Annotated in this window: 20 protein-coding genes; 12 read left to right on the top strand and 8 right to left on the bottom strand. The window is 71.4% G+C overall.

All coding sequences use genetic code 11. From position 1 onward, the window contains the following. Positions 1–83: 83 nt before the first annotated feature. Together OV090_RS41635 and OV090_RS41630 are read left to right on the top strand one after the other, a co-directional pair. Complete coding sequence (locus tag OV090_RS41635; protein WP_267710443.1) at positions 84–1,352, top strand: hypothetical protein; 1,269 nt, start codon at positions 84–86, stop codon at positions 1,350–1,352. A 349-nt stretch (positions 1,353–1,701) separates the two neighbouring features. Beyond that, entirely contained in the window at positions 1,702–2,472 is a 771-nt protein-coding gene (locus OV090_RS41630; protein WP_267710442.1) for a rhodanese-like domain-containing protein, read from the top strand. Between the two features lie 63 nt (positions 2,473–2,535). On the opposite strand, the gene OV090_RS41625 is transcribed toward OV090_RS41630, so the two are convergent. After that, a complete protein-coding gene (locus OV090_RS41625) occupies positions 2,536–3,021 on the bottom strand; it encodes a nuclear transport factor 2 family protein (protein ID WP_267710441.1) in 486 nt (161 codons plus the stop codon). 318 nt (positions 3,022–3,339) lie between these two features. Continuing rightward, positions 3,340–4,125, bottom strand: coding sequence for a YoaK family protein (locus OV090_RS41620; protein WP_267710440.1), 786 nt, complete (start codon positions 4,123–4,125; stop codon positions 3,340–3,342). Between the two features lie 120 nt (positions 4,126–4,245). Between OV090_RS41620 and OV090_RS41615 the strand changes: the two genes are divergently transcribed. Together OV090_RS41615 and OV090_RS41610 are read left to right on the top strand one after the other, a co-directional pair. Continuing rightward, positions 4,246–4,671: a sporulation protein gene (locus OV090_RS41615; protein ID WP_267710439.1), complete on the top strand. Its 426-nt coding sequence runs from the start codon at positions 4,246–4,248 to the stop codon at positions 4,669–4,671. 525 nt (positions 4,672–5,196) lie between these two features. Then, positions 5,197–5,850 carry a hydrolase gene (locus OV090_RS41610; protein ID WP_267710438.1) on the top strand — a complete coding sequence of 218 codons (654 nt, stop codon included), beginning with the start codon at positions 5,197–5,199 and terminating at the stop codon, positions 5,848–5,850. A 26-nt stretch (positions 5,851–5,876) separates the two neighbouring features. On the opposite strand, the gene OV090_RS51245 is transcribed toward OV090_RS41610, so the two are convergent. Continuing rightward, positions 5,877–6,767, bottom strand: coding sequence for an AraC family transcriptional regulator (locus OV090_RS51245; protein ID WP_267710437.1), 891 nt, complete (start codon positions 6,765–6,767; stop codon positions 5,877–5,879). Between the two features lie 161 nt (positions 6,768–6,928). Between OV090_RS51245 and OV090_RS41600 the strand changes: the two genes are divergently transcribed. Further along, on the top strand, positions 6,929–7,813 hold the full coding sequence (locus OV090_RS41600) for an AraC family transcriptional regulator (RefSeq protein ID WP_267710436.1): 885 nt from the start codon (positions 6,929–6,931) through the stop codon (positions 7,811–7,813). 14 nt (positions 7,814–7,827) lie between these two features. On the opposite strand, the gene OV090_RS41595 is transcribed toward OV090_RS41600, so the two are convergent. Beyond that, positions 7,828–8,469 (bottom strand): glutathione S-transferase, encoded by a 642-nt coding sequence (locus OV090_RS41595; RefSeq protein WP_346660439.1) that lies wholly within the window; start codon positions 8,467–8,469, stop codon positions 7,828–7,830. A 374-nt stretch (positions 8,470–8,843) separates the two neighbouring features. Between OV090_RS41595 and OV090_RS41590 the strand changes: the two genes are divergently transcribed. After that, on the top strand, positions 8,844–9,299 hold the full coding sequence (locus OV090_RS41590; RefSeq protein WP_267710434.1) for an SRPBCC family protein: 456 nt from the start codon (positions 8,844–8,846) through the stop codon (positions 9,297–9,299). 192 nt (positions 9,300–9,491) lie between these two features. Further along, positions 9,492–10,031 carry a hypothetical protein gene (locus OV090_RS41585; protein WP_267710433.1) on the top strand — a complete coding sequence of 180 codons (540 nt, stop codon included), beginning with the start codon at positions 9,492–9,494 and terminating at the stop codon, positions 10,029–10,031. A gap of 90 nt (positions 10,032–10,121) precedes the next feature. Here OV090_RS41585 and OV090_RS41580 read toward each other — a convergent pair whose 3' ends face one another. Next, the gene (locus OV090_RS41580; protein ID WP_267710432.1) at positions 10,122–11,024 is read right to left on the bottom strand and encodes a LysR family transcriptional regulator; all 903 of its coding nucleotides are present in this window, start codon (positions 11,022–11,024) and stop codon (positions 10,122–10,124) included. Between the two features lie 119 nt (positions 11,025–11,143). Here OV090_RS41580 and OV090_RS41575 point away from each other — a divergent pair, with 119 nt between their 5' ends. The 5 genes from OV090_RS41575 to OV090_RS41555 all read left to right on the top strand — a co-directional run bounded on the left by OV090_RS41575 (position 11,144) and on the right by OV090_RS41555 (position 15,016). Beyond that, complete coding sequence (locus tag OV090_RS41575; protein ID WP_267710431.1) at positions 11,144–11,923, top strand: NAD(P)H-dependent oxidoreductase; 780 nt, start codon at positions 11,144–11,146, stop codon at positions 11,921–11,923. A gap of 184 nt (positions 11,924–12,107) precedes the next feature. After that, entirely contained in the window at positions 12,108–12,941 is an 834-nt protein-coding gene (locus OV090_RS41570; RefSeq protein WP_267710430.1) for a hypothetical protein, read from the top strand. Between the two features lie 150 nt (positions 12,942–13,091). Then, the gene (locus tag OV090_RS41565) at positions 13,092–13,691 is read left to right on the top strand and encodes a hypothetical protein (RefSeq protein ID WP_267710429.1); all 600 of its coding nucleotides are present in this window, start codon (positions 13,092–13,094) and stop codon (positions 13,689–13,691) included. A gap of 66 nt (positions 13,692–13,757) precedes the next feature. Then, positions 13,758–14,312: a hypothetical protein gene (locus OV090_RS41560; protein ID WP_267710428.1), complete on the top strand. Its 555-nt coding sequence runs from the start codon at positions 13,758–13,760 to the stop codon at positions 14,310–14,312. A 212-nt stretch (positions 14,313–14,524) separates the two neighbouring features. After that, positions 14,525–15,016 carry an SRPBCC family protein gene (locus tag OV090_RS41555; RefSeq protein WP_267710427.1) on the top strand — a complete coding sequence of 164 codons (492 nt, stop codon included), beginning with the start codon at positions 14,525–14,527 and terminating at the stop codon, positions 15,014–15,016. A gap of 29 nt (positions 15,017–15,045) precedes the next feature. Here OV090_RS41555 and OV090_RS51240 read toward each other — a convergent pair whose 3' ends face one another. Genes OV090_RS51240 through OV090_RS41540 form a run of 3 tightly spaced genes read right to left on the bottom strand, consistent with a single transcriptional unit; the run spans position 15,046 to position 21,469 of the window. Next, the gene (locus OV090_RS51240) at positions 15,046–16,275 is read right to left on the bottom strand and encodes a cytochrome P450 (RefSeq protein WP_267710426.1); all 1,230 of its coding nucleotides are present in this window, start codon (positions 16,273–16,275) and stop codon (positions 15,046–15,048) included. Beyond that, positions 16,272–17,039: an alpha/beta fold hydrolase gene (locus OV090_RS41545; RefSeq protein ID WP_267710425.1), complete on the bottom strand. Its 768-nt coding sequence runs from the start codon at positions 17,037–17,039 to the stop codon at positions 16,272–16,274. The genes OV090_RS51240 and OV090_RS41545 overlap by 4 nt, the downstream gene beginning before the upstream one ends. Continuing rightward, positions 17,036–21,469, bottom strand: coding sequence for a beta-ketoacyl synthase N-terminal-like domain-containing protein (locus OV090_RS41540; protein ID WP_267710424.1), 4,434 nt, complete (start codon positions 21,467–21,469; stop codon positions 17,036–17,038). Before OV090_RS41540 ends, OV090_RS41545 begins: the two co-directional genes overlap by 4 nt. Positions 21,470–21,627 lie beyond the last annotated feature (158 nt).

Raw genomic sequence — 21,627 nt, 5'->3', positions numbered from 1 at the left:
GATCGCCCATGAGGAGAACTCCTACGCCGGGCAGGCCAAGGCTGCGCTGGACAGTTCCAGCTGCCTGAGTTACAGGCGACGCAATGAGCGCCATTGGGTGGAACAGCAACGAACGACGCAAGCTTCACGGGTGGCGCAGCGCCCATGAGGCCGAGCCGGACGACGCCGCGCCGAACCTGGCCGAGGCGTGGTCCCGCCTTGGCGAGGTGAAGCTTCCGAAGCTGAAGGGAAACGCGTCCGCCATTGCAGCAGCGGTGGCCAAATCGCTGAAGCAGGCAAAGCCTCCGAAGCGGCTGACGATCCCCGAGGAGGTGCTCCGCGCGACGCTGGTCTTCAGGCCGCCCAACACGAACTGGGAGGCGTGGGAGAACTGGGCGATCGCGCGTGCTCTGGTGGCGCTCTGGACCGAGGTCGGCGGCTTCCGCTTCGCCGTCGACGTGCTGTCGTCGCAGCCGTTGTTTTACGTCATCAGGACGCTGGGCCTCGACGGCGCCGTGGCAGCTCTCGAAATCGACGAGGTCGGCGAACCGGAGACGGAGAATGCCCGAGGTCCGTGGGACCTGGCCCGGGAGATGGAGCCCCTCTGGTGGGCGCTGCGCTGTCGGGTGTCGACGATGAGCGAGGCGGAGCTGGCCAAGGCCTGTGCGTCCTGCGAGGATCTGCTCGACGGTGTGCCCGCCGGCAAGACGGCGTACGAGGGGTCCGACGAGGGGGGCCACTGGTGGCGGCGCGCCATGCTCACGTTCGTGCTCTCGCGGAACACCTCGCTGGCGGCCGAGCAGATCGATCGCCTGATGAAGGCGGTGGGGAGGTCCGGGTGGGGCGGAGCCGAGATCCTCATGGCGGCGGCGCCCGACGCTCGGCGCGCTGCGGCGATCGCCGAGCGGGCCGCGTCCAACGGCTTGCTCCGGCTCGGCGACTACGCCTTCGACATCGTGGAGGCGCTCGGCAGCGACGCCGCTCCCATCCTCGAGAAGGCCTACGCGCACGCGCGCAAGGTCTCCGCCAAGCAATACCTCGTCGCCCACGAGCAAGCCCTGAATCTCGCGCAAGGCAAGGCGCTCTCCGGCGCGAAGAGGGTTGCTGTCGGGGAGAAGAAGCCCGCGAAGAAGGCTTCGGCTGGGAAGAAGCCTTCTGCTGGGAAGAAGGCAGCGAAGAAGGCGCCTGCAGCGAAGAAGGCGGCGAAGAAGGCGCCTGCAGCGAAGAAGGCGGCGAAGAAGGCACCTGCAGCGAAGAAGGCGGCGAAGAAGGCGCCTGCAGCGAAGAAGGCAGCGAAGAAGGCTTCGGCTGCGAAGAAAACTTCGGCCCCGAAGAAGGCGGTCGCCGCGAAGAAGCCCGCGCGCGCGAAGTAGGCTCAGCTCGGTCGGCGCTCCGCCTCGTCGTGGGCGCGCCGGCAGCGAGGCCGGCCCGGGCGTGCGGCGGGGCTCGTTGCGCTACAATGAGCCGGTGCTTGCGAGCCCTCGAGAATCAGAGCTCGGCTGCGCCGCTCGCAGCGGCGTCGGCTGGCTCGAGCTCGAGTTGGGTCGAGCCGGCGAAGGGCGACGGGCTGGTCGAGCTCTCGCGGCGCGGAGGAGCGTCGGCTCGACCGGAGGATGATGAGGTGATGCGATGATGCGTGCGTGGTCGATCGCGTGGTTGTGCGTCGCTGGCGGGTGCCGGCCCGAGGTGGCGGCGGGCGAGGCGTCGCGCGAGCCTGTCGGTATGGTGGCGGTAGACGCATTGCTGCGAGCGCCGGCCGATCCGCGGCGCGTCGTCGTCGATGTCCGGCCCGCCGAGGCTTACGCCGGCGGGCACATCCCCGGCGCGCTGCACCTCGACGTCAAGCAGCTGCGGGCCGAGGTCGACGGGGTGCCGGAACAGCTGGCGCCGCGGGCGGCGATCGAGGCCGCGATGGCGGGCCTCGGGGTCGAGCTCGGCGACGAGGTGGTGGTCGTCGACGAGCGCGCGAGCCCGCCGGCGGCCCGGGTGGTGTGGACGCTGCGGTGGTTCGGCCACGCCGCCGACAAGGTCCGCGTGCTCGACGGCGGTCACGCGGCGTGGGTCGCGGCCGGTGGGACGCAGACGAGCGAGGTGTCGAAGGTCGTCGTCGGGGAGGGGCCGCGGCTCGGCGAGGAGCAGCGCCGGCTCGGCGTCGATGCGGCGTGGATCGCCGCGCACTTGCAGGACCCCGCGGTCTTGCTGCTCGACGTGCGCAGCGACGACGAGTGGAAGGCCGGACGGATCCCCGGCGCCTGGCACGTGCCGTGGCAGTCCGCGGTGACCGACGACGGTCGCCTCGAGGAGCTGCCGGCGCTGCGCGAGCTGTACGCTCGCGCCCTCGAGCGCGAGACCGTCGTCGTCTACTGCAAGTCCGGCATGCGCGCGAGCTTGACCTGGTTGGTGCTGCAGGTGCTCGGGCACGCCGACGCGCGCCTCTATGACGGCTCGTGGAACGAGTGGGGCGCGCGGCCGGACCTGCCCAAGGAGACGTGACCGGCCGCGGTCTGCAGCTCGTCGAACCATGAGGCGTCGACGATCCGCGCTCGCGCCGGTGCATCAGCCGGGCTGCTGCGGTTTATTGAACCACAGGGCGTTGACGATCAGCCAGCGCTCGCCGAAGCGGCCCATGTGGAAGTAGTCGACGAACCACGGGGTCTCGACGCGCACGACTGCGGCGGTGCCGGTCACGTCGAGCACGCGCACCGAGCGGTTCCACTGCTCCTTGGGCGTCTTGAGGGCGCCCTGGCGGGTCAGCTCGATGAGCTCGTCGGCGCTCATGCGGCGCAGCGGGAAGACCTCGCGCGAGGTCGGCCCTGCCCCGACGACGGCGCGCTTGGCCAGGTCGGGGTGCAGCGCTCGCGCCACGCGGGCCGGGTCGCCCTCGAGCTGACCGTCGAGGTAGTCGTAGGCGACCGCCTCGATCGCCGCGCGCGTCTTGGCGTCGATGGTGGCGGCCGGCGGGGCGGCCGGCGGCGGAGCGGCGGCCTGGGGCGCGGCGGTCGAGGTGAGGAACAGGGCGAGGGCGAGGGCGAGGGACTGCATGATCGCGGAGCGGGCCGGAATGCTAGCCGAGACGCGCCGGCGAGGCCGCGCGAGCGCCCCGGCGAGCGCGCGAAGCCGGGGGAACGCGACAGCCCGTCCGCTGCGCGGGCCTCGCGCGCGCTGCGATCATTTCTCGCGCTGCGGTGAAACACTCGCTGCGGGTCTCAATACGGAGACCTGCCCCGGACGCCAGGAGGACCCGAGTCACGCGCGTCAGGCTACATACATGGCGCAGAGGACATGTTTTTTAAAGCAGGTCGATCCGCGATCAGGGGCCACGCCGCCGGCGGCATCGAGCTGTCCCTGAGGCCATGTCGCTCACGGCAAGGCGCCGTCGACGGCGGTCCGGCCGACGCCCCGGTCGCGCCGGCGGGCCCGGACTTCGCGGGCGATCCGCTCCGGCAAGAAGCTCAGGGTGATCGCTACCAGCATCATCGCCGCGGGCAGCAGGAACGCCAGGAACTCGAAGCGATAGGCGAGCGGGACGGTGACCGCGGCGCCGGCGGCGAAGGCGGCGATCTTGCCGGCGCGCAGGGCGGCGTGGCGCCTGGCGAGCGCGCGCGCCTCGTCCGTGGTGAAGAACAGCTCGGCGAGGTGGATGCCGAGGTCGGTCGCGGGGCCGGTGAGGTGGGTGGTGCGGACCAGAAGGCCGGTGCTGGTGGCGATGGCGGCGTTCTGCAGGCCCATGGCGAAGCTGAGGAGCGACAGCAGGAGGAAGTCGACCGTGTGGGTGACCGCGCCGCCGAAGGTGCCGAGCAGGCCGAAGTGGCCGCCCAGGGCGGTGAACAGCACCAGCCAGAAGGCGATCCACAGCGGCACGCCGAACAGCGGCGGCTTGCCTGCGTGCGCGCGCCCGTTGATGAGCAGGCCCGAGAGCATCGCGCCGCCGATGAAGCAGCCGAGCACCAGCGCGAAGTCGAGGAACGGCTCGAAGTGCACGACCTCCATGCCCAGGCGGGTGACGGTGCCTGTCACGTGTGTCACGTAGGTCTGGCAGGCCATCAGCGCGGCGGCGTTCACGGCGCCGGCGGCGAAGGTGAACAGCAGCCAGCTGGGGGCGTGCCGGGGCGAGAAGATCGATTCGGGTCGGTAGAGCGTCAGCATCGTCCTGTTTCGCGTCTGTCGAATGCAGAGAAGCTATTCCGGTTCGAAGGAGAGGGTGTGCCACCATTGGTGGGAGCCGCCGCCTGCGCCCCGTTGGCCATATAGTATAGTCGCGACACGATGAAATTCATCCATCGATTGAAGAGCGCGGTCGGTATCGGTACACCTACCCTCGCCATCGAGGGCGTCGTCGGCCCGGTGCGCCCCGGCGAGGTCCTCCGCGGCACCCTGGTGCTGCTCGGCGGGACCTACGAGGTGCCGGTCGAGCGCGTGCTGCTCCACTTCGACGAGCAGCACCTCACGCACACGCTGCCCAGCGCCGCGGCGCCGCCGGACCGCGAGAGCCGGCGCCAGGTGGCCGCGGCGGAGCTGCCCCTGGAGGCGCCCGTGCTGCGCAGCGGCGAGCGGATCGTGCGAGAATTCGCGCTGCCGCTGCCGCCGGAGCTCGCGCCGAGCGACGGGCCGCGAGCCTACGCGCTCCTGGCCGAGATGCCGATCGCCGGCCTCGACCCACGCGCCGAGCTCCCGCTCGACGTCGTGGCCTGACCATCGTGCTTCCGCCGCGGCGCCGCAGAGAGCCGGCAGAGGCGGCGCCGCGCGACGAGCCCCGACGTGAGCGAGCGCAGGCCGGATCGAGACGCGAAATCCGGTCGGTACCACGAATCCGCGTTCGCGGCGGAGGATGCGCCGCGGGGTCGTTCGTGAGGTGTCACGAATGAAAGACGCGGACCTATCATTTCAGTGGAAGCGCATTCATCGTTGCAATGCCGTCATTGTTGCGCTGCTGTCATTGGCGGCCGACTCGCTGCCGTGAATCTGTCCGGCGCGACAGCTCACCCGCACGCGCGCCAGCGCGTGAGGGTGGCCCGGCGGCCGGCAGGTCGATGCATCCTGCCGGTGGGCGCGCGTGCGGCCTTCGCCGGCGCTGCGCTCGGTGCGGCTCGGAGCGCGGGGTCGGGCGAGCCCGCGGCACGGATCGACCAGGACGGCACGATCGTCCAAGCGCCGCGACGGGGCGCCTGGCTAGGGTCCGCCGGCGAGCGAGCCGTCCGCGGCTCGCCAGGAGATGCCATGACCAGCCAGAAAACCGGCCTCGACGCGCTGCTCACCCCCGACAACTGCGTCCTCGTGCTGATCGACCACCAGCCGTTCCAGTTCGCCAACCTGCACAGCCACGACCCGACGATGGTCATCAACAACGTCGTCGCCCTGGCGAAGACGGCCAAGTCCTTCGGCGTGCCGACGATCCTGACGACGGTGCTCGAGGAGCGCGGCGGCTACCTGATCAAGGGGCTGCAGGACGTGTTCCCCGAGCAGAAGCCGATCGACCGCACGTTCATCAACACCTGGGAGGACAAACGGGTGGTGGACGCGGTCAAGGCGACCGGCCGCAAGAAGATCGTGATGGCGGCGCTGTGGACCGAGATCTGCCTGGCGATGCCGGTGATCCACGCGCTCGGCGAGGGCTACGAGGTCTACTTCGTGACCGACGCGTCGGGCGGGGTGTCGCCGGAGGCCCACGAGATGGCGGTGCGACGGATGATCCAGGCCGGCGCAGTGCCGCTCACCTGGATGGTCTTCGGCTCGGAGCTGCAGCGCGACTGGGCCCGCGAGGCGAGCGTGCCGGCGCTGGCCGAGAACATGATGGCCCACGGCGGCGGCACCGGCGTGGCGTTCGCGTGGGAGATGCAGCTGCTCCGCACCGGCAGCCGCGGCGCGGGCTGAGGCCCGACTCGTCGGCGCGCGAGCTGCTAGCGCGCGCGCCGGCCGTGCGCGCGCCGCCACGCGCTCGGGGTGGCGCCGACGACCCGGCGAAACACGCGGGTCAGGTGCGACTGATCGACGAAGCCGAGCTGCAAGGCGACGTCGGCGAGCGAGACGTCGGCGCGGAGCAGGAGCTGCTGCGCCCGCTCGACCCGCGTGTGGAGCTGCCAGCGGTGCGGCGGGACGCCGGTCGAGGCCTTGAAGGCGCGGCTGAAGTGCGCCTGCGACATGCCGCTGAGGGCCGCGAGCTCGCGCAGGCCGACGGGAGCGCCGAGGTGCTCTCGCATGTATGTGCACACCTCGCGGAGCTGCCGCGCCGACAGGCCGCCCTTGCGCGAGGCGGGCGCGGGCCCGCGGACCGCCCGCAGGTACTCGACGAGGAGCGCGAGCACGAGGCTCTCGCCGTACAGCTGCCCGAACTCGCCGCCGCCGGTGACCTCGGCGGAGAGGAGCTCCGAGAGGGCGAAGATCCGCTCGTTCGACAGCCACGGCCGCGGCGCGAGGTCGAGGTCGTCGCGCAGCGGCTCGCCGAGGCGGGTCGACAGCTCGGCCGCGTCGAACGACAGCGCGAGCTCGTGGCAGTACGAGATCCGGTCGCTGTAGCCCCACAGGGGCATGCCCGCGGGGGTGAGGGCCAGGAAGCGCGCGCCGGGGTTGCGGGTGACGCCCGGCCGTCCCAGCGCGTACCGGCTCTCGCAGTACCCGCCGACCTGCTGCAGGATGACGCCGAGGCGGAAGCGCTGGCCGGTCAATTCGAGGACGACGCGCCCCTCGCCGCCGCTGTAGACGTCGATGGCTGCGACCTCGACGCCGCTCCAGACCTTCCGCTCGGCACGGATCGCGCGGATGTTCTCGGCGAGGGGTGACTTGCCGGCCACGGCGCCTATTTTAAACCAAAGCGGCGCGCGGGGCGGGCCGGGGCGTCGCCCAAGCGCGGAACGAAGGGCGTCCCCGAGCGCAGACGGCGGGCAGTCGGGGATGTCCCGGGGGACAGGTGGCCTCGCGCGAGCGCGCGGCGGTGCGGTGCTAGGCTACGAGCATGAACCTCGCCGAACTCGCCGATCGGGTGGCGCGGCAACTCCCACGGCCGGACGGCTCCGGCAGCCAGTTCGTGCGGCCTCTGCCGAAGCTCGGCGTTCTCCGCCATCACCGGCCGACCTCGTTCGAGGCCGCGATCTACGAGCCGGTCGTCATCCTCGTCCTGCAGGGGCGGAAAGAAACAGTGCTCGGCGCCGAGTCGTTCCCGATGGGCGCCGGCGAGTGTCTGCTGGTCAGTCATGATCTCCCGGTGATCGCACGCGTCAAGCAGGCGCCGTATCTCGCGCTGCTGGTCGACGTCGACCTGGACACGCTGCGCAGCCTGTACGACGAGATCGCCGACAGCGCGCCCTCGACCGGGGAGCCCCGTCCGCTCGCGGTCGACGCGTGCGATGGGTCGCTCGTGGATGCGCTCGCCCGCTATGTCGCGCTCGCAGGCACGCGCACGGATGCGGCGGTGCTCGGGCCGCTGATCACGCGGGAGATTCACTATCGACTGGCAACCGCCGCCATGGGCGGCATGTTGCGCATGCTGGCTCGCCGCGACAGCCACGCCAGCGCGATCGCCCGGGCGATCGCGCAGCTGCGCCACGACTTCCGGACGCCGATCGCTATCCCGGAGCTCGCGCGCAGCGTCGGGATGAGCCCGTCGTCGTTTCACAAGCACTTCAAGGCGATCACCGCAATGTCGCCGCTGCAATTTCAAAAGGAGCTGCGGCTGCTCGCGGCGCGGCGCCTGCTGCGAGCCGGGGCGGCGTCGGTCTCGGCGGCGGCGTTCGACGTCGGCTACGAGAGCGCCACGCAGTTCAGCCGCGAGTACACGCGCAAGTTCGGCGCCTCGCCGAAGCAAGACATGCCTCGCTCGTCGTCGACGCCGGCGGCGTGAAATCTTGCGACTGCTCAATCGAGCAGCGGCGCGAGGTCCGGATCGCTCTCGGCGAGCGCGCGGCGGTAGGCCGGCCGCTCGCCGATGCGCTGCAGGTAGGCGAGGATGCCCGGATACGGCCGCAGGTCGATCGGCTGGAAGAGCCGCATCGTGGTCAGCGAGAACACGCTCATGATGTCCGCGGCCGTGAATTCGCCGCCGGCGAGCCAGGTGGCCTCGCGCAGGCGCGCGTCCACCAGCTGCATCACGCGATCCAGCCGCATCTGCACCGAAGCCTGCGCGGGGTGGTCTTCCGGCAGACCCGCGCGGCTCACCGTCATGAGCCGGAGGAGCGCGGGCTGCAGGTTCCCGTTGGAGAAGTGGAACCAGTAGAGATAGGCGGCGTAGTCGGGATGATCGGGGGCGAGCCGGAGCCGGCCGGAGCCGTGCTTGACGATGATGTATTCGACGATCGCGGCCGACTCGGCGAGCAGCAGGTCGCGGTCCTCGAGCAGCGGCGCGGCGCCGAGCGGATGCAGTGCTTTGAGCTCGGGCGGCGAGAGGCGGGTGACCGCGTCGCGTCGGTAGCGGCGCAGTTCGTAGGGGACGCCCAGCTCTTCGCAGAGCCAGACGACGCGCTCGGATTGCGAGTGGCCGAGGTGATGAATCGTGATCATGGCTTTTTCCTGGGTGCCGAAGCCGAGGCGCGGAGCCTCGCCGTCACTGGTGGGGCGCGGCGTCAAATTACGTCGCCCGCATCATCGGTTTCATGCCAGAACTTCTTTGCTTCGTGCCCAATCCTCTCTCCGGCGGTAAAACCCAACGGTGTCGAGCGGTCCCACCGCGGCGCGCTCAGCCGTGGGCCGGATCGGCCCGGCCTTGCCGCCGCGCGAGCCGCGCTCGTCGCAGCCAGCCGCCCCGGTCGAGCCCGCTGCGGCCATCGACGCGCTCGATGACTTTTTTTGCGGCCCGCGACCGATCGCTGTCGAATTCGCGGAGGCTCGTTCGACGTGGACATGAGGCCACGCCTCCACCACCGAAAGGAAACCACATGTCTGCCAAGAACAACACCGTCCGCCTCCATCGCGTCATCGCCGCGCCGCCGGAGCGCGTCTACAAGGGCTTCCTCGACGCGGCTGCCCTCGCGAAGTGGCTGCCGCCGCACGGCTTCACCTGCACCGTGCACCACCTGGAAGCCAAGGTCGGCGGCACGTACCGCATGAGCTTCACCAACTTCTCCACCGGCAACAGCCATAGCTTCGGCGGCAAGTACCTGGAGCTCGTCCCTCACGAAAAAATCCGCTACACCGACACGTTCGAAGACCCGAACATGCCCGGTGAGATCGTGACCACCATCGAGCTGCGGAAGGTCTCGTGCGGGACGGAGGTTCGCGTCACCCAGGAGAACCTGCCGGACGCGATCCCGGTCGAGGGGTGCTACCTGGGGTGGCAAGATTCGCTGTACCTGTTCGGGCTGCTGGTGACGCCGGAGATCCCGGACAATTGAGCCGCGGATGGTTCGAGCTTCGACCACCGTGCGGCATGTCGAGGCCGCTCGTGTAGCGAGCGCACCGATTCGACCGCAGCCGATGTCGGTGCGTCTCTGCCCGAAATTTCGGCCGCCCGCTGGAAAGCGTGAGCGGTCGCCTCATGGTTTGACGGTGGTGCTCCCGGCGGCGGAGCCCGCGAAGGAGATGTCATGGTGATCTCTACCAGTCTCAAGGGGGCGCTTCCCTGGATCTTCGGCGTATGTGCCAGCGGCTTCGTTCCTGTCCCGGTGTCGGCGGACGAGGGCGACCCCCACGGCTCGCCGCAGGAGCTGGCGACTCGCCCGCGCCCGAGCGCGGACGAGAGCTGCAGGGCGCTGGTGACGGAGTTCGTCCAGCGGCTCAAGCAGGACGGGGGCAAGTACGCCTTCGAGATGACGATCCATTCGACGGTCCACAACTGGGTGGCGTATGGCAAGGGGACCTTCCAGCTGAGCGGCGAGGACGACTGGCCGCTGGTCGGCCACGGCATCGAGCTCTTCAGCGACCGCGTCGCGGGAGAGCAGCCGTTCGCCGCCTCGATGGCGGACTCGATCGATCCGCAGATCCGCAGCGACGGAAGGCTCTACATCTGGATCATGCCCTGGGCCGTGGAAAGAGAGTTCGACATGAGCTGCGTCGACAACGTGTTCACGCGCGTGGTCCCGGGGGAGGGCGTCGTCAGCGTGTCGCTCCGCGAGTGGTCTGCGTGACGGCCTCGGCCGTGAACACGGGCTGCTCGCGGACGCGTTGCTGGCGAGGCAGCTCGACGGGCAGCGGCGGCGGTGCGTGTAGTGATCGCATTACACGCTCCTGGCGAAGTTGCGCACGCGGTCGCGGAGCCAGGTGAGGGCCGGGTGGCGGGCGGCCCGGCGGTGCCACACCATGGTGATGGCGAAGCCGGGGACGGGGACCGGGGGCTCGAGCAGCTGCAGGCGGTCGGCGCGGTCGCGGGCGATGCGTTCGGGGACCAGGGCGGCCAGGTCGGAGCGGGCGACGAGCTCGGGCACCATGAGGAACGAGGGCACCGAGAGGACGACGCGGCGCTCGCGGCCGTGAGCGGCCAGCGCTGCGTCGGTGGGGCCGGTGAAGCCGCCGCCGCTCGGGCTGACGACGACGTGGTCGAGGGCGCACAGCTGGTCGAGATCGATCGGGGACGCGACGTGCGGGTGGCCCTTGCGGACGATGACGACGTAGCGCTCGTCGAGGAGCTTGCGGCTGCGCAATGACTCGGGCGCGGACTCGGGGGTGAGGAAGGCGAGGTCGACCTCGCCGCGCTCGGCCTGGGCGGCGAGCTGGGCGACGTCGAGGGCCCGCCAGGCGAGCCGCAGGCCCGGGGCCTCGCGCCGCAGCTGAAAGGCGAGCGGCATCAGCACTGCGTATTGCATGTAGTCGGAGGCGGCGACGGAGATCGTCAGGCGGGCGGTGGCGGGATCGAAGCCGGCGCCGGTGGCGAGGGCGGCGCGGACGCCTTCGAGCGCCTCGTGCAGCGGGGCCTGCAGCTCGAGCGCGCGCTTGGTGGGAGTCATGCCGCGCTGCGCAGGGACGAGGAGCGGGTCGCCGAGGAGGTCGCGCAGGCGCTGCAGCTGGGCCGACAGGGCCGGCTGGCTGAGGTGGAGGCGCCGGGCCGCCCGCGTCACGTTGCGCTCGGCGAGCAGGGCGTCGAGCGCGACGAGCAGGTTGAGGTCGAGGCGGCTGCTATCCACGCGGGTGATAGCAGCACACAAGCGCGGCGATTTCAACGCGGGCGGGGGAGGGCCCAAGATCGAGGGCGTCCGCCGGGGCCCGCCCGGCGGCCCGCTTTTTCGCGAAGGACCAGGATGCCATGAAGATCTTCATCGTCTACGCCCACCCCGAGCCGCGCTCGCTCAACGGTTCGCTCCGCGATCGCATGGTCGCGACGCTGACGGCCGAGGGGCACGAGGTGATCGTGTCCGACCTCTACGCGCACGGCTGGAAGGCCGCGCTCGACGGCGCCGACTTCCCGGCCGAGGCCGCAGGGGCGCGCCTCGACGTCGTCGCGGCGTCGCACCGCGCGTTCGCCGAGGGCACGCAGACCGCGGACGTGGCCGAGGAGCAGCGGCGGCTGCTGTGGGCCGACGCGGTCATCCTGCAGTTCCCGCTGTGGTGGTTCTCCATGCCGGCGATCTTGAAGGGCTGGGTCGAGCGGGTGTACGCGCACGGCTTCGCCTACGGGGTCGGCGAGCACTCGGACCGCCGCTGGGGCGAACGCTACGGCGAGGGGGTGTTCGCGGGCAAGCGAGCGATGCTGGTGGTGACGACCGGCGGCTGGTCCGAGCATTATCTCGAGCGCGGGATCAACGGGCCGATCGACGACCTGCTGTTCCCCATCCAGCACGGGATCCTGTTCTATCCCGGCTTCTCGGTGCTCGATCCGTTCGTGGTCTATCGCGCGAGCAAGATGGACGCGGCGCGCTTCGAGAGCGTGGCGGGCGAGCTCGATCGCCGCCTCGCGGGGTTGTTCGTCGATGCACCGATCGCCTATCGCCAGCAGAACGGCGGGGACTACGAGATCCCGTCGATGCGGTTGAAGGAAGGGCTCGAGCAGGCGGGGCAGCAGGGCTTCCGGCTGCACCGGAGCTGAGGGCCGCGTCACTTGCATGTCCGCGCGCCCGATCGAGCTCGGACCTGTGGCGCAGAACCCCCGCGCACTCGTCGAGCTCGTCCCCACATGTCTCGAGCACGAGCTCGCCCGCAGGCGCTCGTCATCCTCTGCGCGCCGACCAAAGGTTGACACGAGCGCGCAGAGTTGCTGTCGTCATTTTCGCATGCCCGCTCGCCGCCGAACCGCGCTCGCCCTCGTCTCCGCTGTGCTGTTCGCTTGCACGCCCGAGAAGGGCGAGACGACGGCCACCGACGCGACGACCGACGCGACGACCGGCACGACGACCGGCGCGACGGCCGGCGCGACGACCGACGCCACGACCGCGAGCGTCACGACCGCGAGCGATCCGCCGACGACAGGCGGGACCACCGAACCGGCGGCGACGAGCAGCGAGAGCACCACCACCGCCGCGGCCACCTCGACCGGCGATGACACGTCCGGCAGCGAGACCACCACCAGCGCGGAGACGAGTTCGAGCACGAGCGGCGACACGACCGATACCGGTGACCCGGTGCTGTGCGAGGGCACGAGCATGTCGTCGCTGCCCGGCGTGACGATCGTGTTCCCGCCGCAGCCTTGCACGTTCACGGTGGCGGAGGCGCACAGCGGCGTGGTCTTCCACTACGAGGTCCACGTCGAGGCCGCGCTGCCGGACGTGCAGCGCTACCGCCAGGACGCCGGCGATTGCGACGAGCCGGAGGCGAGCGGCCTCATCGTCGCGCCGCGGATCTTCGGCGGGGACGAAATGTACTGTTTCTGCAACCAGGGCCTGTGCCCCGGTCTCGACATCCCGCCGACCACCCTGCAGCCGGGCGTCTACCCCGGCGAGCTCGAGTGGAAGGGCTGGAACTGGCAGGGCCCGCACGTCGACCTCGGACCGGCCTTCCCGCCCGGCGAATACGTCGTCCAGGAGCGCGCGATCGGCTCGTTCAAGAGCGCGGACGCCGACGTCGACTACGAGGTGCTCGCGCAGCTCCCGATCACGCTGCTGCCCTGAGCCGACGCGGGCGCACCCGCGATCGCCCGCGGCGGCGGCGCCTCCTCCGCACAATGAGAGGCGGGATCCTGCAAATACGCATTCAGGAGGCACGACGGCGATCTTCGTGGTGGCGCCCGCGACGCCCATCCAGAGGCGTACGGGAAGGTGATGCACGCCCTCGCCGTCCTCTCCCTCCTCCTGTCCCCTGAGCTCGACAGGGGGCCCTCGTCGAATGGCGCGGCGGACGCGGACGTGGAGACCGTGCTGAATAACCTTGAATCGCCGATCGAGCTCCGGGAGGTCGCTGCCGCCGTCGAGTCCGCGGACGGGGCCTCCATGCAGGTCGATTATGACATCCCGCTCGGCCACGTCGTGATTGCCGCGCGCATTGGCGAGGATGGCGCCGGCGTGGCGCGACTGACACTCGACCGCCGCGTGCTCGTCGAACAGGAATTCGTGGGCGCCGAGGTCGTGGAGGAAAGCACGGCCTTCGGCGACCTCACCGGCGAGGAGGTGCATCTCCTGGCCGCGAGCGTGTATCAAGTCTGGGACCACGACGTCGTCCTCGAGGTGTTGACCGCGACGGATCGGTTCCTTTGCGAGGTCGCAGCCGGGCTCAGCGGCCTGGCGATCGCCGCCGGCGTCATCGCGGGGTGTGAGTGGGGGACGGCAGGTCTCGGCACCCCCGCCTGTGTCGGTCTGGGCACTCAGGTGGGCGCGCAGACCGGGGCTATTGTGCATAAGAAATGCGGGAGCGCGCAGAACTAGCCAAGACGGGACTTCATGTCTGCGCTCAGTGTCTATACACCGCTCCCGCCTCAGCCTTGGGGATGGTTGCCGACGGAGCAATTCTGGGCGCGGGCATTCCTCACGCCCATCGCGCTCCTCTTCTGGCTGCCCCTTTTCTTGCTCATCTTTCCGCTCACGCTACATGTTCCGGTGGCCTGGTGGCAGAGCGCGCTGGCGTCCTACCTGTACTATCAAATCTGGGGGGGCCTCGTGGAGCGGCTTGCCCGCAATTGGCTCGCCCAGCGACATCGGCGCGTGCCGGTCGCTGATTCGGGTGTAGCGTCCTCATCGACGGAGAGAGTACCTGCGCCCTGTTCGCGTTGGAATATGGGCGGACTCGATGACTACGAGGACTTCATGTCGCGGTCGTTCGGGAGATACGACGTCCTGGTGCACCACGTCGTCAACCTGGCGTTCTTCTGTTTTATCTTCTACCCGGGATGGTGGACAAAAGCCCTGGGCGTACTCTGGATCGCTGCCCTCACCGGCTTCGTCCGAGCGTTTGCTCGGCGCCGCCGGCTGCGCGCGCTTACCGAGCCGGCGCTTCCGCACGCGCTCGATCGCCCTGACCCCCAAGGCTCTCCATCACATGTCTCATGAGACATGTGTATGGACAGCCTGGGGCCCCGGGCCGGCGAGGGCGAGCTCGGGGTAGCGGGTGACGAGCGATGCATCGATCGACGCCGCGAAGCGCGGTTCGCCCTCGCATCGCAGCTCCCTGAGAGCCTCGATCCAGATGTTGACCTTCGCGTATAAGAAAGACGGTAGGGACATCGTCCCTCCGTCCACTTGAGAACCTGGAGCGCTCCGCCATGAAGTTCACCGTCTCGATCGAGATCGCCCTGCCGCGGGAGAGGGCGGCCCAGATGCTCGCAGACCCGGCACATCTGCCGAAGTGGCTGCGGGGCCTGGTGCTGCACGAGCCGCTGAAAGGGGCGCACGGCCAGCTCGGCACCACGTCGCGGGTCGTGCTGCAGATGGGCAAGCAGAAGTTCGAGTGCACCGAGACCGTCACACGCCGGGAACCGGTGGACCTGCACGACATCCCGAGTGGGAGCGTCGTCCATTTCGACCGCGAGATCGTCGGCGACGGCATGTGGAGCGCCGTGCGCGACCGGCTGACCGAAGCCGGTCCGCAGACGACGCTCTGGGAGAGCGAGAGCGAGTACCGGTTCAGCGGCCTGATGATGCGGATGGTGGGGCTCTTGATGCCCGGCGTCTTCCGCAAGCAGTCGCAGCAGCACATGCAGGACTTCAAGGCGTTCGCCGAGCGGGGCGAAGACGTCCGCGACGCGAAGGGCTGATAGCCTGGGGCCGCGAATTCTCGGGTGATTCACGCCGCCGGGCCGAGGCGCACGGGGAGGTGGCTGATCTTGCGCAAAAATGCGTGGCTCTCGAAGGTCGGCGGGCCGGCGAGGGCGAGCTCGGGGTAGCGGGTGACGAGCGACAGGACGGCGGTCTGGCTCATCATGCGGCCGAGGGAGGCGCCGGCGCAGAAGTGCGGGCCGCTGCCGAAGGCGATGCTCTGGGCCTGGCTGCGGCCGATGTCGAGGCGGTCGGGGTCGGGGAACACGTCGGGGTCGCGCAGGGCCGAGCCGACCAGGCCGATGACCATCTCGCCGCGGCGGATCTGCTGGCCGCCGAGCGCGACGTCCTCGAGCGGGAAGCGCGGGACGCCGCCCTTGCCGAAGTGGTCGAAGCGCAGGACCTCGTCGACCGCGCCGCGGACGAGGCCAGGGTCGGCGCGCAGGCGGGCGAGCTGGTCGGGGTGGCGCAGGAGGTCGAGCACGGCGAAGCTGACGAGCTGGACCGCGGTGTCGGTGCCGGCGGTGATCATGCTGCCGGCGAGGGCGACGAGCTCGTCGCGGGTGAGCCGCTCGCCGGCCTCCTCGGCCTCGATCCAGGCGGTGAGCAGGCCGGGCTCGTGATCGCGGCGGCGCTCCTCGATGACCTCGTTGAGCATGTCGAGGCCGGCGGGGATCGGGGCGATGGTGGCGGCGAACTCGTCGGGCGAGAGGGCGACGCTGATCGAGTCGATGAGGGCGAGGCCGAAGCGACGGAAGGTCTCCTCGTGGCGCTCGGGGATCTGCAACATCCGGCCGATGACGCGCAGGGGGATCCGCTCGGAGAACTCGCGGGCGAGGTCGACGTCGTCGCGGCCGGCGAGGCGGGAGAGGGCGTCGCCGACGACCGCGTCGACGTCGCGCTGGAGGCCGACGAGGGTCCGCGGGCTCATCGCGGGGGCGACGAGCCGGCGGATCCGCTGGTGGTCGACCTCCGGCAGGCGGAACAGGCTGTTCTTCATCAAGTGCTGGTAGGGGGTCGGCTGGGCGCTCGCGGGCGGCGGGGCGGCGAACTCCCAATGGCTGTCGTCGAGGCTGAACCGGCGGTCGCGCAGGACGGTGACGACATCGTGGTAGCGACTGACGACCCAGATCCGCGCGGGCTCCCAGCGATACACCGGGGCCTGCTCGCGCAGCAGGCGATAGGTCGGGTAGGGGTCGGCGATGAAGCCGAGGTCGCTCGGGTCGAAGACGATGGGTGCGGCGGTGGTGGCAGTCACGGGAGCTCCTGAGGCGCAGACAACAGACGCGAGAGGCGGGCGAGCAGGTCGGCCCGGGCGGTGTGGAGGAAGAAGTGGCCGCCGGGGAGGACGTCGAGGCTGAAGCCGCGGCCGGCCTGGAGCGCCCAGGCGGCGACCTGGGCCGGAGGGACGCCGCGGTCGTCGCTGCCGGCGAAGGCGTGGAGCGGCAGATCGAGGGGGGGCTCCGGGCGGTGGGCGTAGGTCTCGAGGACCGTGAAGTCGGCGCGCAGGACGGGGAGCATCAAGGCCCGCAGCTCGGGGTCGGCGAGGGCGTCGTCGAGGACGCCGTGGCGCTGCTGCAAGGTGGCGACGAACTCGTGATCGGCGAGGCGATGCAGCGGAGTGGCGGGGTCGGGCAGGTGCGGGCCGCGGAAGGCGGACACGCACAGGCGCTCGGGCAGCGGGCCGCGGCGGCGACGGAGGGCGCGGGTCCACTCGAAGGCGACGAGGGCGCCCATGCTGTGGCCGAACACTGCGAAGGGGCGGTCGAGCAGCGGGGCGGCGGCGGCGTCGAGGGCGGCGACGAGCGGCTCGACTGCGGTGTAGGCGGGCTCGGCGAGGCGAAAGGCGCGGCCCGGGAGCTGGACCGCGCAGACCTCGACGTCGGCCGGGAGGCCGGTCGGCCAGGCGTGAAAGACGTGCGCGGCGGCGCCGGCATGGGCGCAGCAGAACAGGCGCAGGCGGGCGTCAGGGCGCGGGCGCGGGCTGTGGAACCAGAGCGCGGCGGGGTCGCGGGCGGTCACTGGGCGGTCCTTTCGGGGGCGGTGAGGCGGGCGAGGAGGCAGGCGGCGAGGGTCCGGATGCTGGGATGTTGCCAGACGAGGGCGGCGGCGATCTGCAGGCCGAGGCCGGCGCGCAGAGCATCGCGCAATTCGACGACCATGATCGAGTCGAGGCCGAGGTCGGCGAACTCACCGTCGACGCCGATCCGCTCGGGGTCGATGCGCAGGACGCCGGCGAGGAGGCCGACGAGGTGCTGCTCGAGGAGGTGGGGGCGCTCGTCGGCGGGGAGGTCGAGGAGGCGGCGGCGGAGGTCGTGGCTCGCCGCAGGCGCGGCGGTGGCGTGGAGGCGGACGCCGTCGAGCTCGGCGATCGTCTGGCCGTGCTCGTCGAAGATGGTGAGGTCGCCGAGCACGAGGCCGGGGTCGGCGGGGCGAATGACGATATGACTCCAGAGACAGGTGCCGCGCGGGCGGGCGCGCAGGCGGGCGCGGTCGATGCCGCCGCCGACGAGGGCGAGCGGGGCGTCGCCGGGCCGGGCGGCGGCGAGGACGTGGACGCAGGCGTCCATGACGGCCGGGTGCAAGGAGGTGAGGGCTTCCGCCGGGAGGCCGGGGGCGGGGAGGACCCGCGCGAGCAACTGCTGGTCGCCGCGCCACAGGCGATCGACGCCGCGAAAGGCAGGGCCGAAGCTGCTGCCGCCGGCCTCGAGGCGGGCGTAGAAGGCGGGGAGGTCGACAGGCTCGCGGCAGAGCTCGCGCAGGGCGGCGAGCGAGGGGGAGCCGGCGGGATGCGCGGGGCTGGGACGGTCGCTCGCGGAGCGTGGTGATTCGGCGGGGGCGTGGCCGGCGGGGCGCGAGGCTGTAAGGCCCGGGCGGTCGCTGGCGAGGTGCGATGATTCGCTGCGAGCGCCGAGGTCGGATGATTCGGCGGGCTCGCGTTCGGCGAAGCGCGAGGGGGCTGCGAGGCCCGGGCAGTCGCTCGGGGAGTGCGGAGATTCGCGGCGGCCGCCGAGGTCCGGTGATGCGGCGGGCTCGGGTTCGGCGGAGCGCGAGGGGGTTGCGAGGCCCGGGCAGTCGATCGGGGAGTGCGTCGATTTGCCGCGGCCGCCGAGGTCCGTGGAGGCGCTCGCGGGGGGAGGAGATCGGGCGGGCTCGCCTTCGGAGCGCGAGTGGGCTGCGAGGCCCGGGCGGTCGCTCGCGGAGTGCAATGATTCGGTGGGGGCGATTGCGAGGTGGGGATCGTCGTGGTGCGGTGATTCGGAGTGATTCCCGGCGACCGCTGATTCGATGGTGGCGGAGAGGTGGCGGGTCCACGGGTCGCGCGATTCGTGGGGGCGGCTGGCGAGGGTGATTCGCCAGCGGCCGTCGCCTTCGGGCACGAGCGAGGTCTGGAGGGCGCGGGCGGCGTCGTCGGCGAGGACGAGCGGGGCGCCGTGGCGGAGGTCGCTCAGGTGCAGCGGGGCGGCGGCTGCGGGCCCGAGGTCGAGGGCAAACGCGGCGGCGGTGGCGACGAGGTCGAGGAGGACCGCGCCGGAGGCGACGGGCTGGTCGTGGACGCGATGGTCGCACAAATAAGGGGTGCGCCGCGGATCGATGGTACCGCGCCACAGGTGGCCGCCGGGGGGGTCGGCGAGGTCGAGGTGCTCGCCGAGATCCGAGGAGGCGGCGGGGGCTGGGGCGGCGCGGCGCGGGGCGTAGTCGAGCCAGTGGCGCTCGCGCTGCCACGGGTAGGTCGGCAGGGCCACGAAGCGGCCGGCGGGGGCGTGCTGCTGCCAATCGACGGGATAGCCGCGAGTGTGCAATGCGCCGAGCGCGGCGCGCATGGCGGTGGGCTCGTCGAGGCCGCTGCGCAAGCTGGCGAGGGCGAGGCGCTCGGGCCCGGCGGCGCGCAGGGCGAGGTCGAGGAAGCCGAGCAGGCTCGGTCGCGGGCCGACCTCGAGGAAGAGGGTGATGCCGTCGGCGAGGAGGCGAGCGACGGCGTCGGCGAAGCGCACGGGGGCGCGCAGGTTGTTGACCCAATGCGCGGCGGTGAGACGGGACGGATCGAGGGGGCAGCCGCTGACCGTCGAGTAGAGCGGGACGGCGCCGCGGGTCGGTTCGAGGTCGCGGAGCGCGTGCGCGAGCGGGGCGCACAGGGGGTCCATGTGCGGGCTGTGGAAGGCGATGTCGACCTTGAGGCGGCGGGCGTCGACGCCGTCGGCGGCGAGGCGGGCGAGGAGGTCGTCGAGGTCGGCGGCAGGGCCGGAGACGACTGTGGCGGCGGGGGCGTTGTGGGCGGCGACGACGAGGCGGCCGGCGAATTCGCCGAGGCGCGGGAGGAGGTGCTCGGGGGCGAGGTCGACGACTGCCATGGCTCCGCGAGCGCGCGGGTCGGTGAGCAGGCGGCTGCGGGCGCAGACGATCCGGGCGGCGTCGTCGAGGCGGAGGGCGCTGGCGACGTGGGCTGCGGCGATCTCCCCGAGGCTGTGACCGACGACGGCGTCGGGCCGGACGCCCCACGATTGCCACAAGGCGGCGAGGGCGACCTCGACTGCGAAGAGGGTGGGCTGGAACACGTCGACGCGGGTCAGCAGATCGTCGTCGGCGAGGGCGGCCCGCACGTCGATGTCGCCGTGGCGCCGCACTGCGTCGGCAGCATCGGTGAAGGCGCGGGCGAACACGGGCTCGTCGGCGAGCAGCTGACGGCCGACGCCGGCGCAGCGCGTGCCCATGCCGGGGAAGACGAAGGCGATGCGGGGGCGACCGCCGGGACGCAGGTGGCCGTCGACGACTGCGCGATGGTCGCGACCGGCGAGCCAGGCGTCGAGGCCGGCGCGCAGGTCGTGGAGGTCGCGGCCGGCGACTGTGAGGCGGTGCGAATGATGGGTGCGCCGCCGGGCGGCGGTGTGGACGAGGTCACGCAGCTCATGGCGATCGGTGAGGCGCTCGAGCCGGGCCCGCAGGCGCTCGGCGAGCTGACGCAGGGCCGCCGGAGCGCGGGCCGAGAGCGGGAGGAGCAGAGGCGGCTCGGCGGAGATGCCGGCGGTGTGTGGTGATTGTGGCGCGGACGGGGGCGGCGAATCAGTCGATGACGATTCGTCGGAAAATTCTTCGATCAGGACGTGGGCGTTGCTGCCGCTGAAGCCGAAGGCGGAGATCCCGGCGATCCGCGGGGCGGGGCCGGGCTCCCAGGCGGTCGCCTCGGAGGCGACGACCAGCGGCGTGTTTTCAAGAGACATGCGCGGGTTGAGGGTCTCGAAGTTGAGGTTGCCGGGGATCTGCCGGCGCTGCAGGGCGAGGACTGCCTTGATCAATCCGGCGATCCCGGCGGCGGCTTCGAGGTGGCCGGTGCAGGTCTTGAGGGCGCCGAGGCGGCACTGCGAGCCGTCGTCGCGCGGGCGGCCGTAGACGGCCTTGAGGGCTTCGATCTCGATCGGGTCGCCGAGAGGGGTGCCGGTGCCGTGAGTCTCGATGTAGCCGACCTGCTCGGGGGCGAGGCCGGCGCGCGCGAGGGCCTCGCGCAGGAGGGCCTGCTGCGAGAGGACGTTGGGCGCGGTGAGGCCGGTGGAGCGGCCGTCCTGGTTGATGGCGCTGCCGCGCACGAGGGCCCAGATCCGGTCGCCGTCGCGGCGAGCGTCGGCGAGGCGCTTGAGGACGACGAGGCCGCAGCCCTCGCCGCGGACGAAGCCGTCGGCGGCGGCGTCGAAGGTGCGGCAGCGACCGCTCGGCGAGAGGGCCTGAGCCTGCGCGAGCATGTGGGTGGCGACGGGGGAGAGGATCAGGTTGACGCCGCCGGCGATGGCGAGGTCGCACTGCCGATCGCGCAAGCTGTCGCTAGCGAGGTGGACTGCGGTGAGGGAGGAGGAGCAGGCGGTGTCGACTGCGACGCACGGGCCCTGGAGGCCGAGCAGGTAGGAGAGCCGGCCGGCGGCGAAGCACTGGCTGTTGCCGGTGAGAGAGTAGACGTCGAGGTCGGTCGGCTCGCCGCCGAGGACGCGCTGCTGATAGTCGAGGGTGGTGAGGCCGACGAACACGCCGGTGCGGCTGCCGCTCAGCACGGGCTGGGGCTGGCCGGCGTCCTCGAGGGCCTCCCAGGCGACCTCGAGCAAGAGGCGCTGCTGCGGGTCGAGGACGGCGGCCTCGCGCGGGGAGATTCCGAAGAAGCCGGCGTCGAAGCGGTCGACGTGGTCGAGGAAGCCGCCCCAGCGGGTGGCGGATGCCGCCTGCAGCGCAGGGTCGAACGGCCACCGCGCCTCGGGCAGCTCGCGCACGACGTCGACGCCCCCCTGCAGGACGCGCCAGAATTCCTCGGGGGTGTCGGCGCCGCCGGGGAAGCGGCAGCCGATCCCGACGATCGCCAGCGGCCCGCGCACGTCCTGCTCGCGGGCAGCCAGGGCGGTGCGCAGCTCGGCGACCTTCTCGAGCGATTTTTTAAAAAGGGCGCGAAAATCAGGGGTCGATGGGTCGCTCATGGCGGTCCGGGGCTGGGGCGAGGGCGGCTGGGCGCGGCGGGTCAGCAAGGGCGCTGTGGAGAGCTGGCTTCGGGGACAGATCAGGCGGGGTCGATGCGCGCGGTGATGTGTCCTTGAGGACGACACGTCGTGAGCGCGGGGAGTTCGGTGAGCGAAGG

The sequence above is a fragment of the Nannocystis sp. RBIL2 genome (assembly GCF_026626745.1).
In the GTDB taxonomy this organism is placed as follows: Bacteria; Myxococcota_A; Polyangia; order Nannocystales; family Nannocystaceae; genus Nannocystis.
This window is presented reverse-complemented; position numbering and strand designations above follow the sequence as displayed.